At 49.9% G+C, this 17,072-nt stretch carries 32 protein-coding genes; all 32 read right to left on the bottom strand.

What is annotated here, in order from left to right; genetic code table 11:
- Positions 1-74: 74 nt before the first annotated feature.
- Positions 75-263 (bottom strand): hypothetical protein, encoded by a 189-nt coding sequence (locus tag AC23NW_RS23205; RefSeq protein WP_487452415.1) that lies wholly within the window; start codon positions 261-263, stop codon positions 75-77.
- Between the two features lie 158 nt (positions 264-421).
- A complete protein-coding gene (locus AC23NW_RS23200; RefSeq protein WP_487452413.1) occupies positions 422-1,060 on the bottom strand; it encodes a DUF7007 domain-containing protein in 639 nt (212 codons plus the stop codon).
- A gap of 19 nt (positions 1,061-1,079) precedes the next feature.
- Positions 1,080-1,457: a hypothetical protein gene (locus AC23NW_RS23195; protein ID WP_487452412.1), complete on the bottom strand. Its 378-nt coding sequence runs from the start codon at positions 1,455-1,457 to the stop codon at positions 1,080-1,082.
- A 144-nt stretch (positions 1,458-1,601) separates the two neighbouring features.
- Positions 1,602-2,342: a hypothetical protein gene (locus tag AC23NW_RS23190; RefSeq protein ID WP_487452410.1), complete on the bottom strand. Its 741-nt coding sequence runs from the start codon at positions 2,340-2,342 to the stop codon at positions 1,602-1,604.
- Positions 2,343-2,405: 63 nt separating this feature from the next.
- Entirely contained in the window at positions 2,406-2,609 is a 204-nt protein-coding gene (locus AC23NW_RS23185; RefSeq protein ID WP_487452409.1) for a hypothetical protein, read from the bottom strand.
- A 314-nt stretch (positions 2,610-2,923) separates the two neighbouring features.
- Positions 2,924-4,087 carry a DNA polymerase III subunit beta gene (gene dnaN, locus AC23NW_RS23180; RefSeq protein ID WP_487452407.1) on the bottom strand — a complete coding sequence of 388 codons (1,164 nt, stop codon included), beginning with the start codon at positions 4,085-4,087 and terminating at the stop codon, positions 2,924-2,926.
- A gap of 242 nt (positions 4,088-4,329) precedes the next feature.
- Positions 4,330-4,884, bottom strand: coding sequence for a hypothetical protein (locus AC23NW_RS23175; protein WP_487452406.1), 555 nt, complete (start codon positions 4,882-4,884; stop codon positions 4,330-4,332).
- Positions 4,885-5,085: 201 nt separating this feature from the next.
- Entirely contained in the window at positions 5,086-5,526 is a 441-nt protein-coding gene (locus AC23NW_RS23170) for a hypothetical protein (RefSeq protein ID WP_487452404.1), read from the bottom strand.
- Between the two features lie 119 nt (positions 5,527-5,645).
- On the bottom strand, positions 5,646-6,137 hold the full coding sequence (locus AC23NW_RS23165) for a hypothetical protein (protein WP_487452402.1): 492 nt from the start codon (positions 6,135-6,137) through the stop codon (positions 5,646-5,648).
- Positions 6,138-6,243: 106 nt separating this feature from the next.
- A complete protein-coding gene (locus tag AC23NW_RS23160) occupies positions 6,244-6,405 on the bottom strand; it encodes a hypothetical protein (protein WP_487452401.1) in 162 nt (53 codons plus the stop codon).
- On the bottom strand, positions 6,398-6,814 hold the full coding sequence (locus tag AC23NW_RS23155; protein WP_487452399.1) for a hypothetical protein: 417 nt from the start codon (positions 6,812-6,814) through the stop codon (positions 6,398-6,400). The genes AC23NW_RS23160 and AC23NW_RS23155 overlap by 8 nt, the downstream gene beginning before the upstream one ends.
- Positions 6,815-7,002: 188 nt before the next feature.
- A complete protein-coding gene (locus AC23NW_RS23150; RefSeq protein WP_487452398.1) occupies positions 7,003-7,596 on the bottom strand; it encodes a hypothetical protein in 594 nt (197 codons plus the stop codon).
- A gap of 178 nt (positions 7,597-7,774) precedes the next feature.
- Positions 7,775-7,957: a hypothetical protein gene (locus AC23NW_RS23145; protein ID WP_487452396.1), complete on the bottom strand. Its 183-nt coding sequence runs from the start codon at positions 7,955-7,957 to the stop codon at positions 7,775-7,777.
- A 476-nt stretch (positions 7,958-8,433) separates the two neighbouring features.
- The gene (locus tag AC23NW_RS23140) at positions 8,434-8,586 is read right to left on the bottom strand and encodes a hypothetical protein (protein ID WP_487452394.1); all 153 of its coding nucleotides are present in this window, start codon (positions 8,584-8,586) and stop codon (positions 8,434-8,436) included.
- Between the two features lie 98 nt (positions 8,587-8,684).
- A complete protein-coding gene (locus tag AC23NW_RS23135) occupies positions 8,685-8,927 on the bottom strand; it encodes a hypothetical protein (RefSeq protein WP_487452392.1) in 243 nt (80 codons plus the stop codon).
- Positions 8,928-9,012: 85 nt separating this feature from the next.
- The gene (locus AC23NW_RS23130) at positions 9,013-9,336 is read right to left on the bottom strand and encodes an HNH endonuclease (protein ID WP_487452419.1); all 324 of its coding nucleotides are present in this window, start codon (positions 9,334-9,336) and stop codon (positions 9,013-9,015) included.
- Positions 9,337-9,574: 238 nt separating this feature from the next.
- Positions 9,575-9,721, bottom strand: coding sequence for a hypothetical protein (locus AC23NW_RS23125; protein ID WP_487452390.1), 147 nt, complete (start codon positions 9,719-9,721; stop codon positions 9,575-9,577).
- A gap of 8 nt (positions 9,722-9,729) precedes the next feature.
- Positions 9,730-10,080: a hypothetical protein gene (locus AC23NW_RS23120; protein ID WP_487452389.1), complete on the bottom strand. Its 351-nt coding sequence runs from the start codon at positions 10,078-10,080 to the stop codon at positions 9,730-9,732.
- Between the two features lie 203 nt (positions 10,081-10,283).
- Complete coding sequence (locus AC23NW_RS23115) at positions 10,284-10,772, bottom strand: hypothetical protein (RefSeq protein ID WP_487452387.1); 489 nt, start codon at positions 10,770-10,772, stop codon at positions 10,284-10,286.
- A gap of 120 nt (positions 10,773-10,892) precedes the next feature.
- Positions 10,893-11,288: a hypothetical protein gene (locus AC23NW_RS23110; RefSeq protein ID WP_487452386.1), complete on the bottom strand. Its 396-nt coding sequence runs from the start codon at positions 11,286-11,288 to the stop codon at positions 10,893-10,895.
- A gap of 415 nt (positions 11,289-11,703) precedes the next feature.
- Positions 11,704-11,919 carry a hypothetical protein gene (locus AC23NW_RS23105; protein ID WP_487452385.1) on the bottom strand — a complete coding sequence of 72 codons (216 nt, stop codon included), beginning with the start codon at positions 11,917-11,919 and terminating at the stop codon, positions 11,704-11,706.
- Entirely contained in the window at positions 11,916-12,272 is a 357-nt protein-coding gene (locus AC23NW_RS23100; protein ID WP_487452383.1) for a hypothetical protein, read from the bottom strand. The genes AC23NW_RS23105 and AC23NW_RS23100 overlap by 4 nt, the downstream gene beginning before the upstream one ends.
- Complete coding sequence (locus AC23NW_RS23095) at positions 12,269-12,403, bottom strand: hypothetical protein (protein WP_487452381.1); 135 nt, start codon at positions 12,401-12,403, stop codon at positions 12,269-12,271. Before AC23NW_RS23095 ends, AC23NW_RS23100 begins: the two co-directional genes overlap by 4 nt.
- A 151-nt stretch (positions 12,404-12,554) precedes the next feature.
- Positions 12,555-12,881, bottom strand: coding sequence for a hypothetical protein (locus tag AC23NW_RS23090; protein ID WP_487452380.1), 327 nt, complete (start codon positions 12,879-12,881; stop codon positions 12,555-12,557).
- A 72-nt stretch (positions 12,882-12,953) separates the two neighbouring features.
- Positions 12,954-13,187, bottom strand: a complete 234-nt coding sequence (locus AC23NW_RS23085) for a hypothetical protein (protein ID WP_487452379.1) — start codon at positions 13,185-13,187, stop codon at positions 12,954-12,956.
- 15 nt (positions 13,188-13,202) lie between these two features.
- Positions 13,203-13,787 (bottom strand): hypothetical protein, encoded by a 585-nt coding sequence (locus tag AC23NW_RS23080; RefSeq protein ID WP_487452377.1) that lies wholly within the window; start codon positions 13,785-13,787, stop codon positions 13,203-13,205.
- Positions 13,784-14,509: a hypothetical protein gene (locus AC23NW_RS23075; RefSeq protein WP_487452376.1), complete on the bottom strand. Its 726-nt coding sequence runs from the start codon at positions 14,507-14,509 to the stop codon at positions 13,784-13,786. The genes AC23NW_RS23080 and AC23NW_RS23075 overlap by 4 nt, the downstream gene beginning before the upstream one ends.
- A 14-nt stretch (positions 14,510-14,523) precedes the next feature.
- Positions 14,524-15,102: a defense against restriction DarA-related protein gene (locus tag AC23NW_RS23070; protein WP_487452375.1), complete on the bottom strand. Its 579-nt coding sequence runs from the start codon at positions 15,100-15,102 to the stop codon at positions 14,524-14,526.
- A 197-nt stretch (positions 15,103-15,299) separates the two neighbouring features.
- Complete coding sequence (locus tag AC23NW_RS23065; RefSeq protein WP_487452374.1) at positions 15,300-16,007, bottom strand: hypothetical protein; 708 nt, start codon at positions 16,005-16,007, stop codon at positions 15,300-15,302.
- A gap of 53 nt (positions 16,008-16,060) precedes the next feature.
- A complete protein-coding gene (locus AC23NW_RS23060) occupies positions 16,061-16,357 on the bottom strand; it encodes a hypothetical protein (RefSeq protein WP_487452372.1) in 297 nt (98 codons plus the stop codon).
- Positions 16,358-16,455: 98 nt separating this feature from the next.
- Positions 16,456-16,728 (bottom strand): hypothetical protein, encoded by a 273-nt coding sequence (locus tag AC23NW_RS23055; RefSeq protein ID WP_487452371.1) that lies wholly within the window; start codon positions 16,726-16,728, stop codon positions 16,456-16,458.
- On the bottom strand, positions 16,697-17,050 hold the full coding sequence (locus AC23NW_RS23050) for a hypothetical protein (protein ID WP_487452369.1): 354 nt from the start codon (positions 17,048-17,050) through the stop codon (positions 16,697-16,699). Before AC23NW_RS23050 ends, AC23NW_RS23055 begins: the two co-directional genes overlap by 32 nt.
- Between the last annotated feature and the right edge of the window lie 22 nt (positions 17,051-17,072).

Here is a 17,072-nt window from a genome sequence, read left to right as displayed (position 1 = left end):
AACTCAAACAAGGGTTATTGGACGATTATATGCGCCAGCAATTAGTTAAACCAACCTTAGCCTTTGCGTAAGTCCTAATAGGTATAATACACTTCGTTACGCTGATAGATCCAGCCTTTTTCCCTGCCCATGTTGAGCAGCCGAAATACGCCATATTCAGCCTTGCCGCTGAGGAAATCGCGTTGGCATAACTCCTCCAGCGTCGCTGGTTTGATCCAGAGCGAAGCGGCTATTTCCATAATATTCTCCCTTATCGTTGCCATACAGTACTTTACCTTTTACCTATCTGAAATTAACGATTTTTGATAGAAAAGGCCATCGTCGGCTCTCGTTGCCCAACCTTTTATGACCCTGTTGTTTTAATATTTCTCCCCTTGATTCTTCATTTCCTGACACCGCATTGGGTGTCAGGATTTGGTGATTATTTGTAGCGGGGCTGTCCGGTGGCTTCGTTGTACCCCTTCCACGTTTCATACGCTTTGTTGCGCTCGTAGGGGGTAAACTTCTCGTCAATCCATTTATAGCCTTCGTTTGGCAATACCAGTGAATTATACATATCTGCCGGAATCAGATAGCCTTTTCCTGCGGGATCATCTATTGAATAACCTTGGCTATTGGCTGGGCTGGCTACTTTGGTTTCAACGTAAACCTGACCGTTTGGCACATCAAAATACCGGTCGCTAAACGCCCCATTGACGTACTCTGTACCCATATGGCTATGGCGGTCCAGGTGGCGCACTTTCAGGGGTGATTCACTGGGTAAGAGGGTAAAGCCGGTCTGTTCTTCAAAGGCTTTCCAATAGTAGTTTGCCAGTGTGGCAATGGCAATTTCCTGCATCTGACGGGTAAACAGATGACGATTAAAAAAGACGGGAATAGCCCAATCGCTATCCTGCTCGTAACGATCCATCCGCAAGGCTTCCGGAATGTTTTGTTGTACGGATTCATCGACGTAATAAAACCCGTGTGTACCGTCGTCGTCGTACTCAAATCCTTTTGGTAAGATAGATGTGTTAAAGCGGCCTGTCGCTGAAATGAGTGCGTTGAATAGTCGTTTCATGGTCGTATAGAGGTTGATTTTATTGGGCTTGCTGGTACTGGTTGTTTAGTAACTCGGCTTCTTCACTGGCCACATAGTCCGGATCATTCATGTAGATCGTTGTCTGACGGGTGGGCGGTAACATATCGACCGTCGCCATGACTACTTCCAGTTCCGTAGTACCGGCTTTGGGGCGGCTGCTGTGCTGGCCAATCTGAAAACTTTCCACCGACTGACACAGGAAAATGACGTTATCGGCAGTAAACGGTAAGACCATACCGGTTTCGGATATAATCCATTTGGCTCCTGCATGATACTGGTTCAGTTCGGTGAACAAATCCTGTTCCGTTGGATACCAGCATTCAGCACTGTCCATTTTTGCCGGTCCCAGAATCGGGGCTATGATTGCCTTTACCATTCGTCGGTTGCCAGATAACGCCCTGACTTGCATTTCGTTATATCAAAGATACAGCAATCCGCCGAACCCTGCAATGGCTATTCAACAGGCACCTTCCTTTATTGACCCACTTGTTTCTATTCAAAAAGCCCTGATTTACGCCAACTACGGAGGGCGATTCAGGAACGGTTCTACCTCTCGGTAGACCATCTCAACGCTCGTCGCTGCACCCAGCAAATCCCGCTCTGAACTGGTGGGATGCCGAAGGATGCGCCGGACTACCGTATCCGTATATACGTTCAACCGGATTTCGTAGGGCACCAGCTCCATGCGCTCCATTTCAAAGGCCAGCCGTTCACGGGGGGTCAGCATTATTCGGGGAGCCATCAACAGACCTCCCACAAAGATGGATTCCAGTTCCGGATCGCCTACGGGCAGGCCGTGCCGACTCAACAGGCGTTGCAGCATCCGGCAAACGATCTCGATTTCGACCTGATCCAACTCACTCAGCGGAAACGCCATCGACTCGGTGAGGGTTGCAAGGGCGCTCTGCACGGCGGCTAACGGCCCATCGGGTTCGACGCTGGGCGACACATCGCCGGATGGGGCTGGTTCCTCCGCTTCGGCCAATGGGTAAACCTCGTCAAACTCGGGCAGGGGCGGCTCCATTTCGGTTTCGTCTGAAAAACGCACGGTAGGGGTCGAATCACCATCCATCAGGCTGTATAGTGTGATAAGCTGCGACCGGGTGAGTTCGCGGAGTTCTCTGGCTTCGGCAAGCTGATCTTCGTCGTACACGTCCCGAAAATCGGGTATTTCGACCGTGTAAGAGTAAGGCATTAAGCCCACCGATGAATCAGCCTTGAAGCACACGACCGCGTGAAACGGGGGTGGTGATTGAACCATTGCGATTCCGGTTTAACGCAACCGGTCGGCTTTAGATGAACAATTGGGATTGGGAAAGGGGCACTATCGTTTATGGAAACTGCCAGCGACGGGCTTCCGTCGGCTGACGGCTCCCCCAATGGGGCGAACGGTGGTAGCCCCTGCGACAGTGGCCGTGCTGGTGGCTCCGCCAACCGATTTTCGTTTGGCGGGAGGGGTGTTGCCCACACCGGCCTGAACGGGTACAACAAACATCAGCATGAATAGAAAGCAAAGGAACAGTTTCATAAAAAATGGGGGGGGGAATTGGGTCACAGTGGACCCGGTTCGTGTTTCGTTTACCCTATAAAGATCGGCAAAAACGCCCCCCTCATCAATAGTAAACCACTAACTGTCAGACTTTTATACCCCTTTTGATTGCGTAAGAAATCGGACAGGAACGGAATCTTTTCATTGATTTCCCCTTGTTTCTTCCCCTCCATCAGCCGTCGGACTGGCGGGGCAAAAAAAATGAACCGGCCCAAACGGAGCCGGTTCATTAGGCACTTCAACCGCTTCGGCGCGGGGCCGCCCTTGCGGTCCGATTTGATTTAAAGCCCTAATTACGCGGTTGCGTAGGTATTGAGCATCACTGGCATAGCCAGCATCAGAATATCTTCGTTCTCGTCTTTATCCAGCGGGATAATCAGACCGGCCCGATTGGGGGCTGACATTTCAAGGTTCACCATTTTGGCGCTCAGGTTGTTGAGCATTTCGATCATCAGCTTGGCATTGAAACCAATGTCTAAATCCTCTCCCTCATAATCGCATAACAGCGATTCGTTGGCTTCATTGGCATAGTCGAGGTCTTCGGCTGAAATTGTCAGCTTTTTGCCTTTGATGCTAATTCTGATCTGGTGGGTCGTTCGGTTCGCATAGATCATAATACGCTTCAAGGTGTTGAGTAAATCAGAACGGCCAATGGTCAGAATATTGGGATTATGGGTCGGGATTGCGTTTTGATAGTCGGGGAACCGCTCGTCAATCAACCGGCATACCAGTGTCGTCACCCCAAACGTAAACGAAGCGTTGCCCAGACCCAAACCAGCCGTTACCTGCTCACCGCTATTGAGGGCATTTTTAAGCAGTTGGAGAGCCTTACGCGGGATAATGACTGATTTTGGGGACACGGCACCTTCCACGCCAGCCGGAGTTTGAATGTCGGTGCGGGTGTAGCGAATCAGGCGATGTCCATCGGTGCCGACAAAGGTGGCTTTGTCGGGTTCAAAGTTCACGAATACCCCTGTCATGGCAGGGCGTAAATCATCCGTACTGGTGGCAAATGCCGTGCTGTTAATGGCACTTAACAGCGCATCTGCCGACAGTTCGACCGAACGGGTCTTGTTGACAACGGGCAGCTTGGGAAAATCAATCGGGTTCTCACCGGCCAGCTTAAAGCGGCCATTGTCGGTATTGATCGTGGCCGAAAATACGTCGAGGTCAATCTCAACATTGATCGGCTGTTCGGGCAACACCCTTAGGGTGTCCAGGAGCAGTTTCGCCGGAATCGCAATGGCTCCGCTCTCGGTGGCATCGACTTGAATTACCGTCGTCATTGTCGTTTGCAGGTCGGACGCGGTGGCCGTCAGAGTCGCATTGGATTCCTTATCTACGTTGATTCGGAAAAGGAAGTTTTCTAAGATCGGTACGATGGGGTTTGTCGCAACCACCCCGTTAATGCTGTTGAGGCTCTTTAGCAGAACCGAAGATGAAACGGTAAATTTCATGATGCTGTTCAAAAGGTTTTAAGTGTTCCTGTATCGTCTATTAAAGATCGGCATAATCCAGCCGCCAACCAAACTCGTTATGGGGTCGTCAGGCCTTTTATGACCCTGTTGATTTCAGGGAGCAACCCCTGTCCGGTTGGGAAAAAGGGAGGGAAGGTGGGGGTCTGCGATTTATTTCTCTTTTACTTCCCCTTGATTCGTCCAGTGCCAACGCCTGCGCGTTGGCCTGGTCACACCCGGCCTTAATTCGCCATCATGGGCATAACGGTTCGGGCCTCCATCGCTCGCCAGTGGCGGGATTTGGCACCCGTCAGATGGGTACAGGTTGGCTCAGGATTGACATGAAACATCAGGTTAAGAATCCGAACCTCCTGAATATTGACTGGCTGGATCATGGGTTTTTCGGCTCTGGGAGTCCAGTACCGTAACAAAAGGGTCGAGTCGTCCAGTTGCTGTAAAACGCTGGCATGAATTACCTGATCGGGATTGGAGGGGAACGTAAACCGGACTTCTCCCCGAATGCGAATGTCCAGCCCTTTAATGGCGTAAAGCTGATTGAGCAAATGCCGGTACTGTTGCCGTTGGAACTTGTACTCGTTGTTTTTGCCCTTTCGTTCCTCAAAGTTCTCTTCGAGGTCGTAGACGGGGTAAGCATCAAGTTTAGCTTCCCAGTCGGTTAGGGTCTTGTCGAGGTCGGTAAAATAAACCGGACTTCCAAAAAGGTCGAATACCTGATAAACTGCGGGTTTGGCTTCGCTGGGGCGGCTTTCTGCCGGTTGGCTCTCCGTCGTTTTCATTCGATGTGCCGCCAATACGGGGGCGGCTCCCATTTCTTTCTTCAACAAATATACGCTTTAAGTGCCTGATATGAAAGCAATTACCTGAATTAATCCACTTTTTATGCCCCTGTTGATTATGCCATTGGCTTTCTTCCCCTTGATTCAAATTCTCTTTTTTTGAGTCCCCAGCCGGAACGCCGGGGACTCCTTGCGGGGGCGTTAGCTCTGGCGAACGGCATCAATGATGCGCTGAACTTCGTGCATTTCACCCGATGAAAGGTATTTCTTAACGGTCTTAACGCCTTTTAGCTTGAAGCTACGAATCAGAAATTTCATGTCATATTCTGCGTCGTCAGCCTTCTGAAAGTTCCGGTTTAAACAGTGCTGAACAAGGCTGTATGCTTTCAATTCGAGCAATGCCTGCGGGCTGGCTGTCTTACCAATGTTTTTGGCTTCCATCTTCCAGATTTCCCCAAAGAACTGGATCGCCTGCCGGTTACCGGCTTTGGCTCCGGCGTTCACATAGTCAATATTGGCGGCTGTGTCATGAATAAAGAGTTCCTTTTGGGAAGGATCGAAAATCAGATAATCGGTATCTTCGGTGTACCGGCTTGAGCCTAAATTCCGTAATGCTGTGCCGCCAATCAGTATCGTTTCCATCGTGGTCTATTGCCTTTTGCGATGGTATAAAGATACGGCTGGAACGTCTCACATGAAACACTAACTAACTGTATATCAGCCTTTTATCTCCCAATTGATTGATTCTTTTTTCGGTTTTTCTATCGCATCGTCAGCGACTCCAGACTGACACCCGTCAGATCAAAAATCAGATTTTGCAGATGATGAACGCCGTCGAGTGGTGTAAGGTCGATGGGGGTTTCGACGGATGGGGATGCCACACAGAGCGTTGGGGGCTGCTGGCGGGAAATATCATATCGGACCAGCAGATTACGGCCCCGTTCTCCGCATTCGGCGGGTAATTTGAGCCAGACCACGGATTCCTGCTGCTGGCTGGTACTGAGCCGCAAATCCCTCAGCGCATCATAGGTGAGCGGCATGGGCTGTACGTAATCCGAGAATGGACGTTTGGTTCTGGTGTTCTCCCCAAGGGGGATCATGAAAGGTTCTTTTAGCGGCTGGTTGCAGTGTTTAACGAATACGCTATGGCATAGATTCTCACGAACCATAATAGGCGCATAGGGTTCACTGGCGTGTTGTCTGCCCAGAAAAAAGTTACCCGGACGAAGGTGATGAAAGGTAAGATTACTCATGCTTCAATATGACTTAGGGTTGCCGTTTAGGGTTTCGGGCGGCAAAATGGGCAATTGGCATGAGTTTCGGAAGGAGCCTTGAAGATAAAAGCCGCATGGGCAACAATTACCAGCGGCTCCTGATGCGGTAAGCGTTTTTTTTATCGGCCAACTGGCCATCCTGAAACAGACTAACGGTTCCTTGCCACAGATCGCCGTTGATCTTATCAAATTTGGCTTTTGCCGCTCCGGCACGATCTTTTCGCACCACAGTCCATTGGCTACTCATTTAGGATTGGTTTCTGAGACCAGACATTACCCGTGCGGGTTTCGAGTTCAACGGGGGTATCAAACCACTGAACAAGGTGGGCTTTACTTGCGAGTTCCCAATTCGACTGAACGGGGGAAACGCCCTCAGCGCAGGACAGGGTAATATGGGGAAACTCGTTGAGGCCAAAATAGGTGGCCCGGTCGATGATCAGACAGTCTACCTTGTCCGTGATCAGCCGACCAACGGCCCGAATGGTGTGGCGCAGACCGTCCAGAATTGGCTCAGCGGGCCTGAACGCTACCGTACAGTGGTGCGAAAAGATCGTGCCGTGAACAGCCCCAAATTGGGCTTGAATCAAGTTCCGGGCGGTATCTGTTAAGAGAAAAGCCGAAAAGAGCAGGCGGTCCGTCGAATCGGTTGTTGTCATGGCCGAACAGTTGGGGGGCTGGTCCAACAAAGATACCGCTTTAGCGGGGGTCTGTAAAGACCAACGCGATAAGAATCAATCCTTTACGACCCTATTGATTCGCCGTTCTCTCCCCTTGATTCGATCCTTGGGAAATCAAAAAAGAGGCCCGGAGCCTATTTTGGTGTACCCGAACATGGTCGGTTTGTTTAATTGCTCTGAGCTACCGGATCGGCAGATTTCGCAAACTGCATGATCGTGGGAGCCAGTATCCGTTTATTGCCCAGCACCCTCAAACAGAAATCAATCAGACGGGCGTAGTCCGGCTGCTTAAAGTCCACGGGTTGAAAGCCCTGTGTGTACCCTGATACTGTTCCATCGGCCCCTATCGTAGCGTCGCGGAAAATATGGAACCCCCGTGCCCGGCGGATAAGCACCAGCGGGTACTCGACCTGTTTTTTTGGCTCCTGGGCGATGAGTGAACGAAGGGGATGGTTGGCGAACGGATCATCGAACGGAAAGGCGTAGGTATCGCCCGGCTGTTGCAGGCCCCGCCGTATGATCCGGTCGAGCCGCTCTTTTCGGGGCTTTTCGACGGGATCAATAATTCGGGTGCCCTTCCCCGAATCATAGGCCGAATGAATACGGATTATGCGGTTGACATGATCGACCAGCGCCAGAAAAGGTCCAAACTGATCCTTTAATTCTTCGTTTAGATTGGCTTCAAAAGGAACGGGCAGATCAAACACCCATTCCCGGGGTTCTACCTCTTCCTTATCGTAAAACTGATACTTCCGTTTCATGTCCCTGTGACGGGGGCAAACCCCTTTTTTGAATGATTAGACGGATAACTCGACCAAATGTTCCGCCAGTACCCCGAAAAGAATCGTTTCGCCGGCTACTTCGCTAACGGTTGTCATGATTGTGAAGATGGTCGGTCCCCGACGGTAGGGACGGTTGTTATGTCTACTTTTGGTCAGCTTAATAGAGTACCTGAACAGGGTCACCCGTCCAGCCCCCGGCGAAGTAGGCAATATCAACAACTCTTGGGTTAATATATCCCCGTGATCTTGCCAGTACTTCAGCCTCTTCAACGTTCAGTGCCGATACGTTTAACATGGCATTATCAGCGTCAATGCCATATTTATTTGGACCACAATTCATATCTGGAAACGTCTATTTCGAGTCCATAGGATTAGTTATTAGGAAACATAGCTCTTAATTTTAACATATGGTGTGGTCTGACGAGCTTAAAGAACTCACATCGCCCAAAATCAATGTAATCCTGAACGCTCATTTTCTTTTGCTCAGTCGTAAGTCTTTGCGGGGAAACGCACCGTCTTTGAGGCCCTTCACCAACTAAGGCAAAATAGTCAACCTCACACTGACTATTACCTACATTTCTAGTCATTATGGCAACCAGCTCAACGTTAGTATTAATGGTTAACGTTTTACGCATTTTCTGCTCCCTTCCTTTTTTGGTTTTCTCTTATAAATTTACTTCATTCTGAGAGGACAATCAAGATAACTAAGCTCATTACCAACCGTTTATGGTCCTGTTGATTCAACGATTGTTCTCCCCTTGATTCTTTTCTTTCGTGCATAGACCAGCGTGGGGCTGATCTATGACAGATCTGGTTTTATTTCTTTTTCAGGTCGTTCATTCGTCCCCTCACAATTTTGAACACGCTCAGCCCGAAACTACCAGCCCGGTAATAGGAGCCTTTAAAAGGGTGGTACTCGGTTCCGTCCGTGCAATCCTTAAGCTGCTTTAAAAAATCTTCGGTAAGCATAAAGTAAAAAAGTTTATTGCTCTTCGACTGCACCCGAATCGGTGCGTTAGCTCGTTGGGGCCCGGGCCGTTTGCGGGTGCAGGACATCACAAAACCACCTAAATAATTGGCTTTGTTTCTTTTGATTTCCGCGACATAGACCACCCATGTTGAAGTTCAGAATATAAATAGTCTTTCGTTTCAAGGTTATCCGTTGCGGTAAAGCCACCTGTAAACACGTCAATTACTGTCCACTTATGTGAATTACATTGATCAATATAGAACAGAATATCACCTGGTGCCAGAAATTTTTCTATTAACTCCAGCTCATTTGCACCCTCAGAGGTAGTGTTTAAAAACATACAATTGTTCTCGTTTTAATATATACAAATATGCGGCTACCAAAACCAGCGTTCGGTTTAATCTGTGTGTTCATAAAAGAATTGGTTACAGGTTTTGAAGGGCTTTAAAGCAGGAGCCTTGTCGCTCTATTATTTGCATCGCTTTTTTGGTGTCTACTTTCCGGCGGATGCAGTTTTTAATATGGCGAAGAATACATTCTTTTTGAATGCCCAGGTATCCGGCAATACCCTCGGCAAATTGCTTAACAGAGCGGTTACCGCGTGAACTGTTGCACTTGGAACAACAGGTAACAAGGTTATCGGATTCGTTACTACCTCCCAAACTGTAAGGGGTTAAGTGGTCAAGGGTTAACTTAACGCCATCGGTTATACTCGTACCGCAATACGCGCAGGCTAACCCGTCCCGCATGTAGATCGCCAATCGGCGGTGTTGACTAATCCAGTTCATACCCTGATTTTTCTCTTTACGGCTTGCGGGTTTAGTCGATACACACATGATAGATGCCGGATTACGCCCCGATGCTGGCTTTACGTTGAAGGGCTTTTCTGTCCCTTTCTCATGCTATAAAGGTACGGCTAAAACGTTACACATGAAACAGCAACTACCTGTATATCAATCTTTTATCTCCCTGTTGATTGTTCTTTTTTCAACCTTTTTTCAGCATTTCGAGAAACGATTCCATGCTCTCGACCGCATGAGGGGCACGGCTGTTGGGGTTGCCGTTGCGGGGGCCATGCTCGGCGCATATCCGCTGAAGTTTATTCCAGAAATCACGGTTGGCCTTGATTGCCATATTGGGGGTTACCAGTTGGCCCGGTCGTATGGCTCGATGACGGCAGGATCTGGGTTTTTGGCGAAGATGAACTCATTCCACTGGTCATTGGTATAGCTGTTGACATTAAAATCAACAAAGTCCTGATCGGTGGCCATCCGTACTGCAACGCCATAAAGCGAAATAGACCCACTGTAAGGATTATACGGGGAGCCGGTTTTCGCTTTTCCCTGTAGTACCCGCAGGACACCCGAAGCGTGTAAAATTTCTGCGGACATGGGCGTTTCTTCGCGGACTAATGCCAATGTATGTTCTTCGATGACAACGAATTTGATTTTGTATTTTTGATGGGAGACCGGTGCTGGTTCGACTGCGTTCATGATTTGGTCGGGATTAACGGCCCCGCTGCCTTTGTTTTCTTTCCTAAAGATACCCACCAAAACGCGGCGGTAAAAGGCCGGTAGGTAGCCCTCCTGCCTTTTATAACCCTCTTGATTATTTCCTCCCCTTGATTCTTATTGTTGCCCTACCCGTCCTTCGCCATTGGGCAGGATCGGGGGGCACATTGAGTTTCAGCGTTAAATTAGACCGCCGAATCAGGCGCAAAATGCAGGGAATAATACATCGTCAGTCGAGAAAAATCACCCGTCACATACATATCATAAACGGTAGTATCCTTGTACTGATCGAGTAGAGCTGAATTGAAGCCGACCCGTTTGTATCCATTCAGGGTAAGTGCTTTGTACACCAACGGAAACGCCCTGTCACCAAATACCCGCCGTTTGTGTTTAAGCTGTTCGGCCTCGGTGGTGGGGACCTCCACCACATAGCACAAACAAACCTGGTCAAACGCATCATAGCCGTTGGGTTTACCGCCAAACCAGGCATCGTCCGGAATGCTGTTGGCCTTCATAAAATCAATCAGAGCCGCCGGTTTTACGTCTTCAATGTTGACGTACTTTGTTTCCTTTTTGGTCTGGGGGGGTGTCTTTTCGACCAATGCCAGCGTTTCCGCTAAAGGTGTTTCAATTAATTCCCGAATGGTTTTGGCGGTTGCTTCAACTACGCTCATGATTTGGTCGGGATTAACGGCCCCGCTGCCTTTACGATACAGTAAAGATACCGCCTTTTGATTGGTCTGTAAAGGGCTTTACACTGTTGGTCAGCCTTTTATACCCCTGTTGATTAAATTTTAATACATTCCGCAGGACTGTTCCCAGAGACATTCGGCGATAAGCCCCGCGTCGTCTGTATCCGTCGAAGCCATCAGCCGTTCGACCTCCCGAGCATCAAAATAAGTGATCAGGTCGTCCTTTATTTCATCTGCCGGGTGTTTGGCCAGATCAATTTCGCCCGATTCCCAGACGGGGCTATTTTCCCGGTAGCGGGGGGTACTAGTAAACCCTTCGGGGTTACGTTTATAGGCGTTGACAAACCGCTTGAACTGGCCCGGATAATTAAACCGGTCGAATTCCTTAAACTCCCAGATGTGCCGCCGGAACTGCAAGCTATCGGGGTCAATACAAATCCAGGAGCTTGCGGCCACCCCGGATTTCGTTTCGACAATGGATTGAAGGGTTGTGTTCATAAAAACGTTGCGTTTTTTGCGAATTGCTATTCCTAAAATTACGACAATTCAGCCCCTTCTTCAACTTCAATAGACTAAAAATCAACCCTTTATAGCCCTTTTGATTATAAAAAAAGAAATGGGTAGAAAAGTCGGACCGCCGAAGCGGGAGCATTTTTTCCATTTAGCCGTTTTCCCCTTGCTTCTATTTGGGCATGTACAACAAAAAATGCTGGCCTTCAGCGAGGGCCAGCATTCCCAAAAAACAACCTAAATTATGAACAATCATTCGCCTCGTTGACTTTGGCTGCAATTGCAGAGACCGCCTGGGCGGGGATTTCAGAAAAAATCAAGTAAGGTCAGGTGGGTAGCCTTGTCAGCAACCTCCTCATACATCTGCCGATTCGACCGCGCGGCGGACCGTTCGGCAATCTGATCAGCTTGCTCCTGAGTCTGCTCTGCTCCGGCAGCCCGGCCAGACTTCGATATTTCGGATAGACGGAAGCTCCCGGTTTCGTTTAATCTGCCGTTTGGCGGTAAGCTCATCCGGCGCGAAAATCGGCCCGTAGGCGTTCCCGCTGCCTTTGAAGGTGAATAGAAAGCGCCGGTTGGGGGCTGGTGGGCCGATGGGGGTGGCGTTGGTCTTTTTCATGGCCGAACGCGATTGATTTGCTCTTCGGTATATCCTTGGCCCAGAAGCCATTCCTTATGCAGCTCCAGCGTCCTGGCTTCCTCGGCTTTCTTCTCGGCGTACTTATTCTTTTCCCTTGCGGCCCAATCAAGAACGTATTGCTGCGCTGGCTGCGGTAAATTTTTGACCCGCCAGCTAATTACTTCCCCGTCTTCGGAAATATGGGCTACAATCGGATAATCCCGATTAACTTCTACGGCCCGATTCCAGATAGTCAGGCCATTGCCAAGGTGGCCGCAACCCAGCGAAAAGCCGGGTATCTCGCAGACGGGGTAAACCGGGGCGGGGGCGTTTGTTGTTTGTGTCGTGCTCATGAAAGTATCGGAAAGATCAGGGTTTCAACATCACCCGTTTGCTCATTGACCAAAATAACCCGCTGCCCGTCGGCGGACCAGATTTGGTATCCGCTCAGTAACAGTTCGGTATATTGAAACAGTGTTTGCATATCGGTTGTGTTTATCGTTCTTGATGATATAAAGGTAGGCAGATTTGCCGACCCCTACAATATCAACCATCTGTCTATCAATCTTTTATATCCCAGTTGATTCTTCTTAAAGACGGCGTTTTGTTTGGACTGAGCGGGAGAAAATGAGGGATCAGGGTGCAGTCTGAAAGTGATCCAGCATCAGCCGGTAGATCGCCAGCGGGTTTTCAAAGGAGATCTGAACGCCATTCCAGTTTTCTGCCGATACAAAGCCGGTTGGCGTGATCCGGAAATACAGTTCAAGACCATTCGGAAAGACGATCTCCGCGACCAGATCGGTGCCCGACTCGTTATGTTCTTCCTCAACGATTCGGGACTTTTCCTTGACGGCTTGCCCCCAGCGGGTAAAGGCCAGCCCGGTGATTTGTTGAATGATCGGCAGGGTAAGCCCGTGATAGATCGGCTCGTTTTCTTCGGTGGTGTTCGCTTCGTTCAGCATGGTTTTTTGATTGAAAAAAGCCGTTCCTCCGGCTGGCGCAGTTAACTACCGGATTCGTATATACGTCTGGCATTAGGCGGGTGTTTGACCTGCGTGATGGGCATCAATCAAGGCCTTTTGATTACGCCAGATAGACACGGGAACTTCATCGAATACGTATATAAAATCGGCGCTGATCAATCGAAGTCGGTCCCAGCCAACGCTTTTAACGATGACGGTAATCATACGACCCTGAAAGGCGAACAGGGTGCTATCTCCTTCCCTGATGCCCTCTGAAGGGCGCGGCTCGTCGGTTTTCTGATCCATGATTTTCGCTGCCGGTCAATGATCAAACAATCGGTTCCGGATGATCTGCTCATTGATCTGGGCGGAAAGCGCGATGAGGTATTGTAAGAACAACCCTTCAGAATAGTTGGCCATGCCGGCATCGAAGTAGTGATGAGCCAGTTTGAAACCAAGGTCATGGGCCATCTCAAAATAATCATCGAGTTGATCGGCATCCATCGGTAAGAGCAGGGCATGAAGCAGATCAGCGACGCCCAGCGGAGTCAGGATCGTGGTGTTGTGTGCTTCAGCGATTTCCTCACCTTGTCCGGTCTGGCCCTGCCCTGCCAGATGCGGATACTCCGGATGAATCCCTTGTTGAATCTGCTCCAGCCGGTTAATCAGCGCCGGTTTGTCGAGTAAGCTGGCCGTAAGGTTCCAGATTCGAATTAATGCAGCCAGGGCAACCGGATTGAAGGCATGAACGGTCATGGGTAGCTCAATCAGCTCCCGCAGTGCCCGGGGGACTTTGACAGGGATGATTGAGTGCGCTTCGTCTGTGTCTGATTCCTCGGGATGCGTCAGCAGACTATGCATCAGAGCATTATAGAGTTGTTCTTCCTGAGCAAGTGTTAAAATCATTGTTTGGGTTTGGTTAGGTCAACCAATACAGGTTGAGGAGTTTTCGATGTTTTTCGGCGGTAAATCTGGTAGGTGGGCATTTCCACGCCCGGGCGATACCATTTCTGGGTTGTGTAATTAAAGGCAATGACATCGACCAGGATCTCCTGCCACATCACATTGCCGTTTCGTTCAATAAAGTAGTTCCCATCCGAGGGGTAACCCAGCGTATGGGTCCGGTACGTTACGTCATGAGCCGTGGCACCGACAGGGCCATACGCGTCCACGACATTGCGGTGATTGATCTCCAGCACAAATTGCCAGCTTGCAGCATAGATCGGGTTGCCGGCAAAGGTATGTGGGTTTTCGTCCATAAAGAGACTGGTCGAAGCAAACCACCCCGAACCCGGGGGCAGGGGGTTCACCCAGTTCAGATTCGACAGGGTAGCCCGCCGATCATCCTGCTGAAACTCAATCACCATTCCCTCGGGCAGGAGGGAAAAGTAGCCCTGTTCATTGGGACGGATCGCGACGGCCTTTCGGCGACGACCCTTGTCGATGACGTAACACTCTCCGGCGACCCACTGGCCGTACAGCGCTGCCAGGGGCTTTTCAGACCGGACAGGTGTTGGCTGGGCCGGTCTGCCAGGGAGAACGTTCCGCTGAGTTGACTGAGTATGACTCCGTAACCCGCAAAGGACTACGAGCCATACCAACAATGGGGAATGCAATAGGGATTTCACGGTGAGCTGTCTGTTTAAAAGGCAAGGCCATTGAACCAATCCAGCCAGTCTGGATTGAGTATAAAATGCAATCGGATTTTATCTTCGAGGGTGCCGTTGATTGCATACTGTTCATCAATCTCCCGGCAGTTTTCGGCGTAATCGTCGTTGGTGAGCAGTTCATGGACAGCCATCTCAAACGCGGTCACGTCCTCCCATTGCTGCACGTCCATGCGCCGGATCAAGTCCCCGTAGCTGACCTGTTGGCGGGTGCTTTTACTTCCCAGTGAACTGATCAGGTGCAGTTCAAATTCATGCAGCACCTCAAGCTTGTGCCGCACAACCTTACCGTCGTGGCGGACATAGGTATAATGGCGACCATGCAGGCCCTGAATCTGGGTTAGGGGCAGAAGCGAATACAACTCAATCACAGTCAACGGAAGCGGTTCCGAATAATACACCGAACCAAACCCCTGTTTCACCCAAGGCTCCAGATTATCGTCGGTAAATCGTCTGCCGGTTCCTTTAGGCGTGGTGCCAATATCGACCGGACGCGTTGTAAGCTGATAGCGATATTCCATGCGTTGCTGCGCCATGACGGGGGCGGCTCCCATACGTTTTTCCTATACCCTAAAGATCGGCAGAAAAAACGCCTGATCCAACCAGAACACCCCGTGCATCCGCCTTTAATTACCCTGTTGGATTAACAGACAGGTGTTGATTATCAAGGCATTCGGATTCTTTTTTCCCCTTGATTAAGGAAATCCATCAGGAACTTCTTGAAGTTCCTGATGGATGCCCGGCCCCCTGCTTAATCACTTTCCGCAAACACGGCGGTAGTGGGGTTAATCAGTAGCCAGTAGTGGCCGTTTCCGCAATCTTTAAACTCCTGCGAGAAGTACCCGACAAAATGACCATCCCCGTTAAACTGCAAGGAAACGGTATAGTCGTACTTCTCACGCCACTTCCAGCGTCCTTCCTGCTTCTGCTCGATGGCCGTCTTGATTTCAAGTAACCATTGCTCCCGGCGATTAGGCGGCATGGTATTGCCGATCTGCGTACTCTTGTAATCGTTCTCCGAAAGAACCTCGGGCAAATTCCGCATAACGTGGTAAAACCGTAAGCTGTCATCGGATGTAGCGGCCTCGATCAGCCCGGCACGGACTGTTTCCGGATCGGCATTTCGATACCCCTGCTGGACATGGGGCCAAAGGTTGGGGTGCGCTTGTTCGGTAAACTTTTTGCGGAAATTCATGAAGTTCCGGTAGGGTTTTTCCCACGCTTCTTTGGCGCTGGTGCTGGCTCCGATTTCGCGAAACGAAACGATTCCGTTGCTGGACAGCACATAGCCATGTCGCCGGCTTTTGGGGCCGAGGTAGCAAAGATCACCCGCTGTTGAATAAAACAGACGAAGGTTTTTTTTCTCGCCGTCGCTGTACGTTAGCTGAACGGGTACAACGGCTGCGCTGCCTTTCTGGGTAATGAGTTGGGTTAACTGCTGATAAATGGATAGTTGCATGGTTGTTTACCGTTCGTTTTTAATTCAAAAATGGGTTCGATTAAGGTTAGACTTTACGGGGGGGGGGCTATCCCAAGTTGATAGCAGATGGTGAGTGTCGTCCGAACGACCTCTTCACCGTTATAGGCTAAATTGCCTTTATTGGCCAATAAACCGCAAGCGACGTACACGACAATGACCGGGTTGTTTTCGACGGCTTTCCGGGTCTTGGGGTCATTGAACATCTGAATCGCCGTGAAATAATAGATGATTTTCTCCCGCTGCTGACCAACAGTAAGCCCATTGAAGGGAACCGATGGCTGGTGGGTCACATCAAAAAAATCGCTTACACTCAGTTTGGGGGCTTTCATTTTTCTAATGGAAAGAAGGGAAAAACACACTCCCGTTCCGGTTTTTCCTTGATTCAGATTCCTCCCGGCGGGGAAGAATCTGAATCCTGTTTCCTGTTTTATGCGCGTGGCAAGGTGGTAATTAGTCCCTGTTGAATGTAGCCGTTGATCAGGGAAAGGGATTCATTGGCATGGTCCATAAAATCAGCTACGGTCAGCCAGCGATCCATCGTAGAACGACACGACTCCATTAGGTTGAAAAAATTCCAAACCGAGTGCCAGGCACTTTTGTCGTTGATCCGTAGGGGTTCAAGGTTCCAGCCGGGAACCTGCTCAAAAAAGTTTTCGAGCGTGACCGCTTCAAGCGGCTGTTGGGTTGAGGTCTGATTCATGGTCGGCACGTTGTTTTTTGGCGTTCAGGGTATAGCACATACCGCTGACGCGCATGAAAGCGATTTCGGAGATTTTCAGCGTTTGTCCGGTTCCTTTAATGTCGCTTTCGAGGGCAACCATCGGGGCATCGTTGCGGCTTTTGTTATAGAACCAGTGAACCTCCGTCAGGGCTGTTTCCCGAAGCGGGGTCCGGGCGGGGTCGGTAAACACAACATCGACGGCCAGCGGCATATCTCCGCTGGACAAAATCTCCTGTTCAGCTCCACTATCCAGCCCGAAATCATGCAGAAAAAGTAGGGGATATGTACCGGTTGAGGTCATGGTCTGTGGAAAGCTTAACGGC

This window comes from Arsenicibacter sp. R0_47, assembly GCF_057652235.1.
Note: the sequence above shows the minus strand (reverse complement) of the source record. Positions and strands in the feature narration are given on the sequence as shown.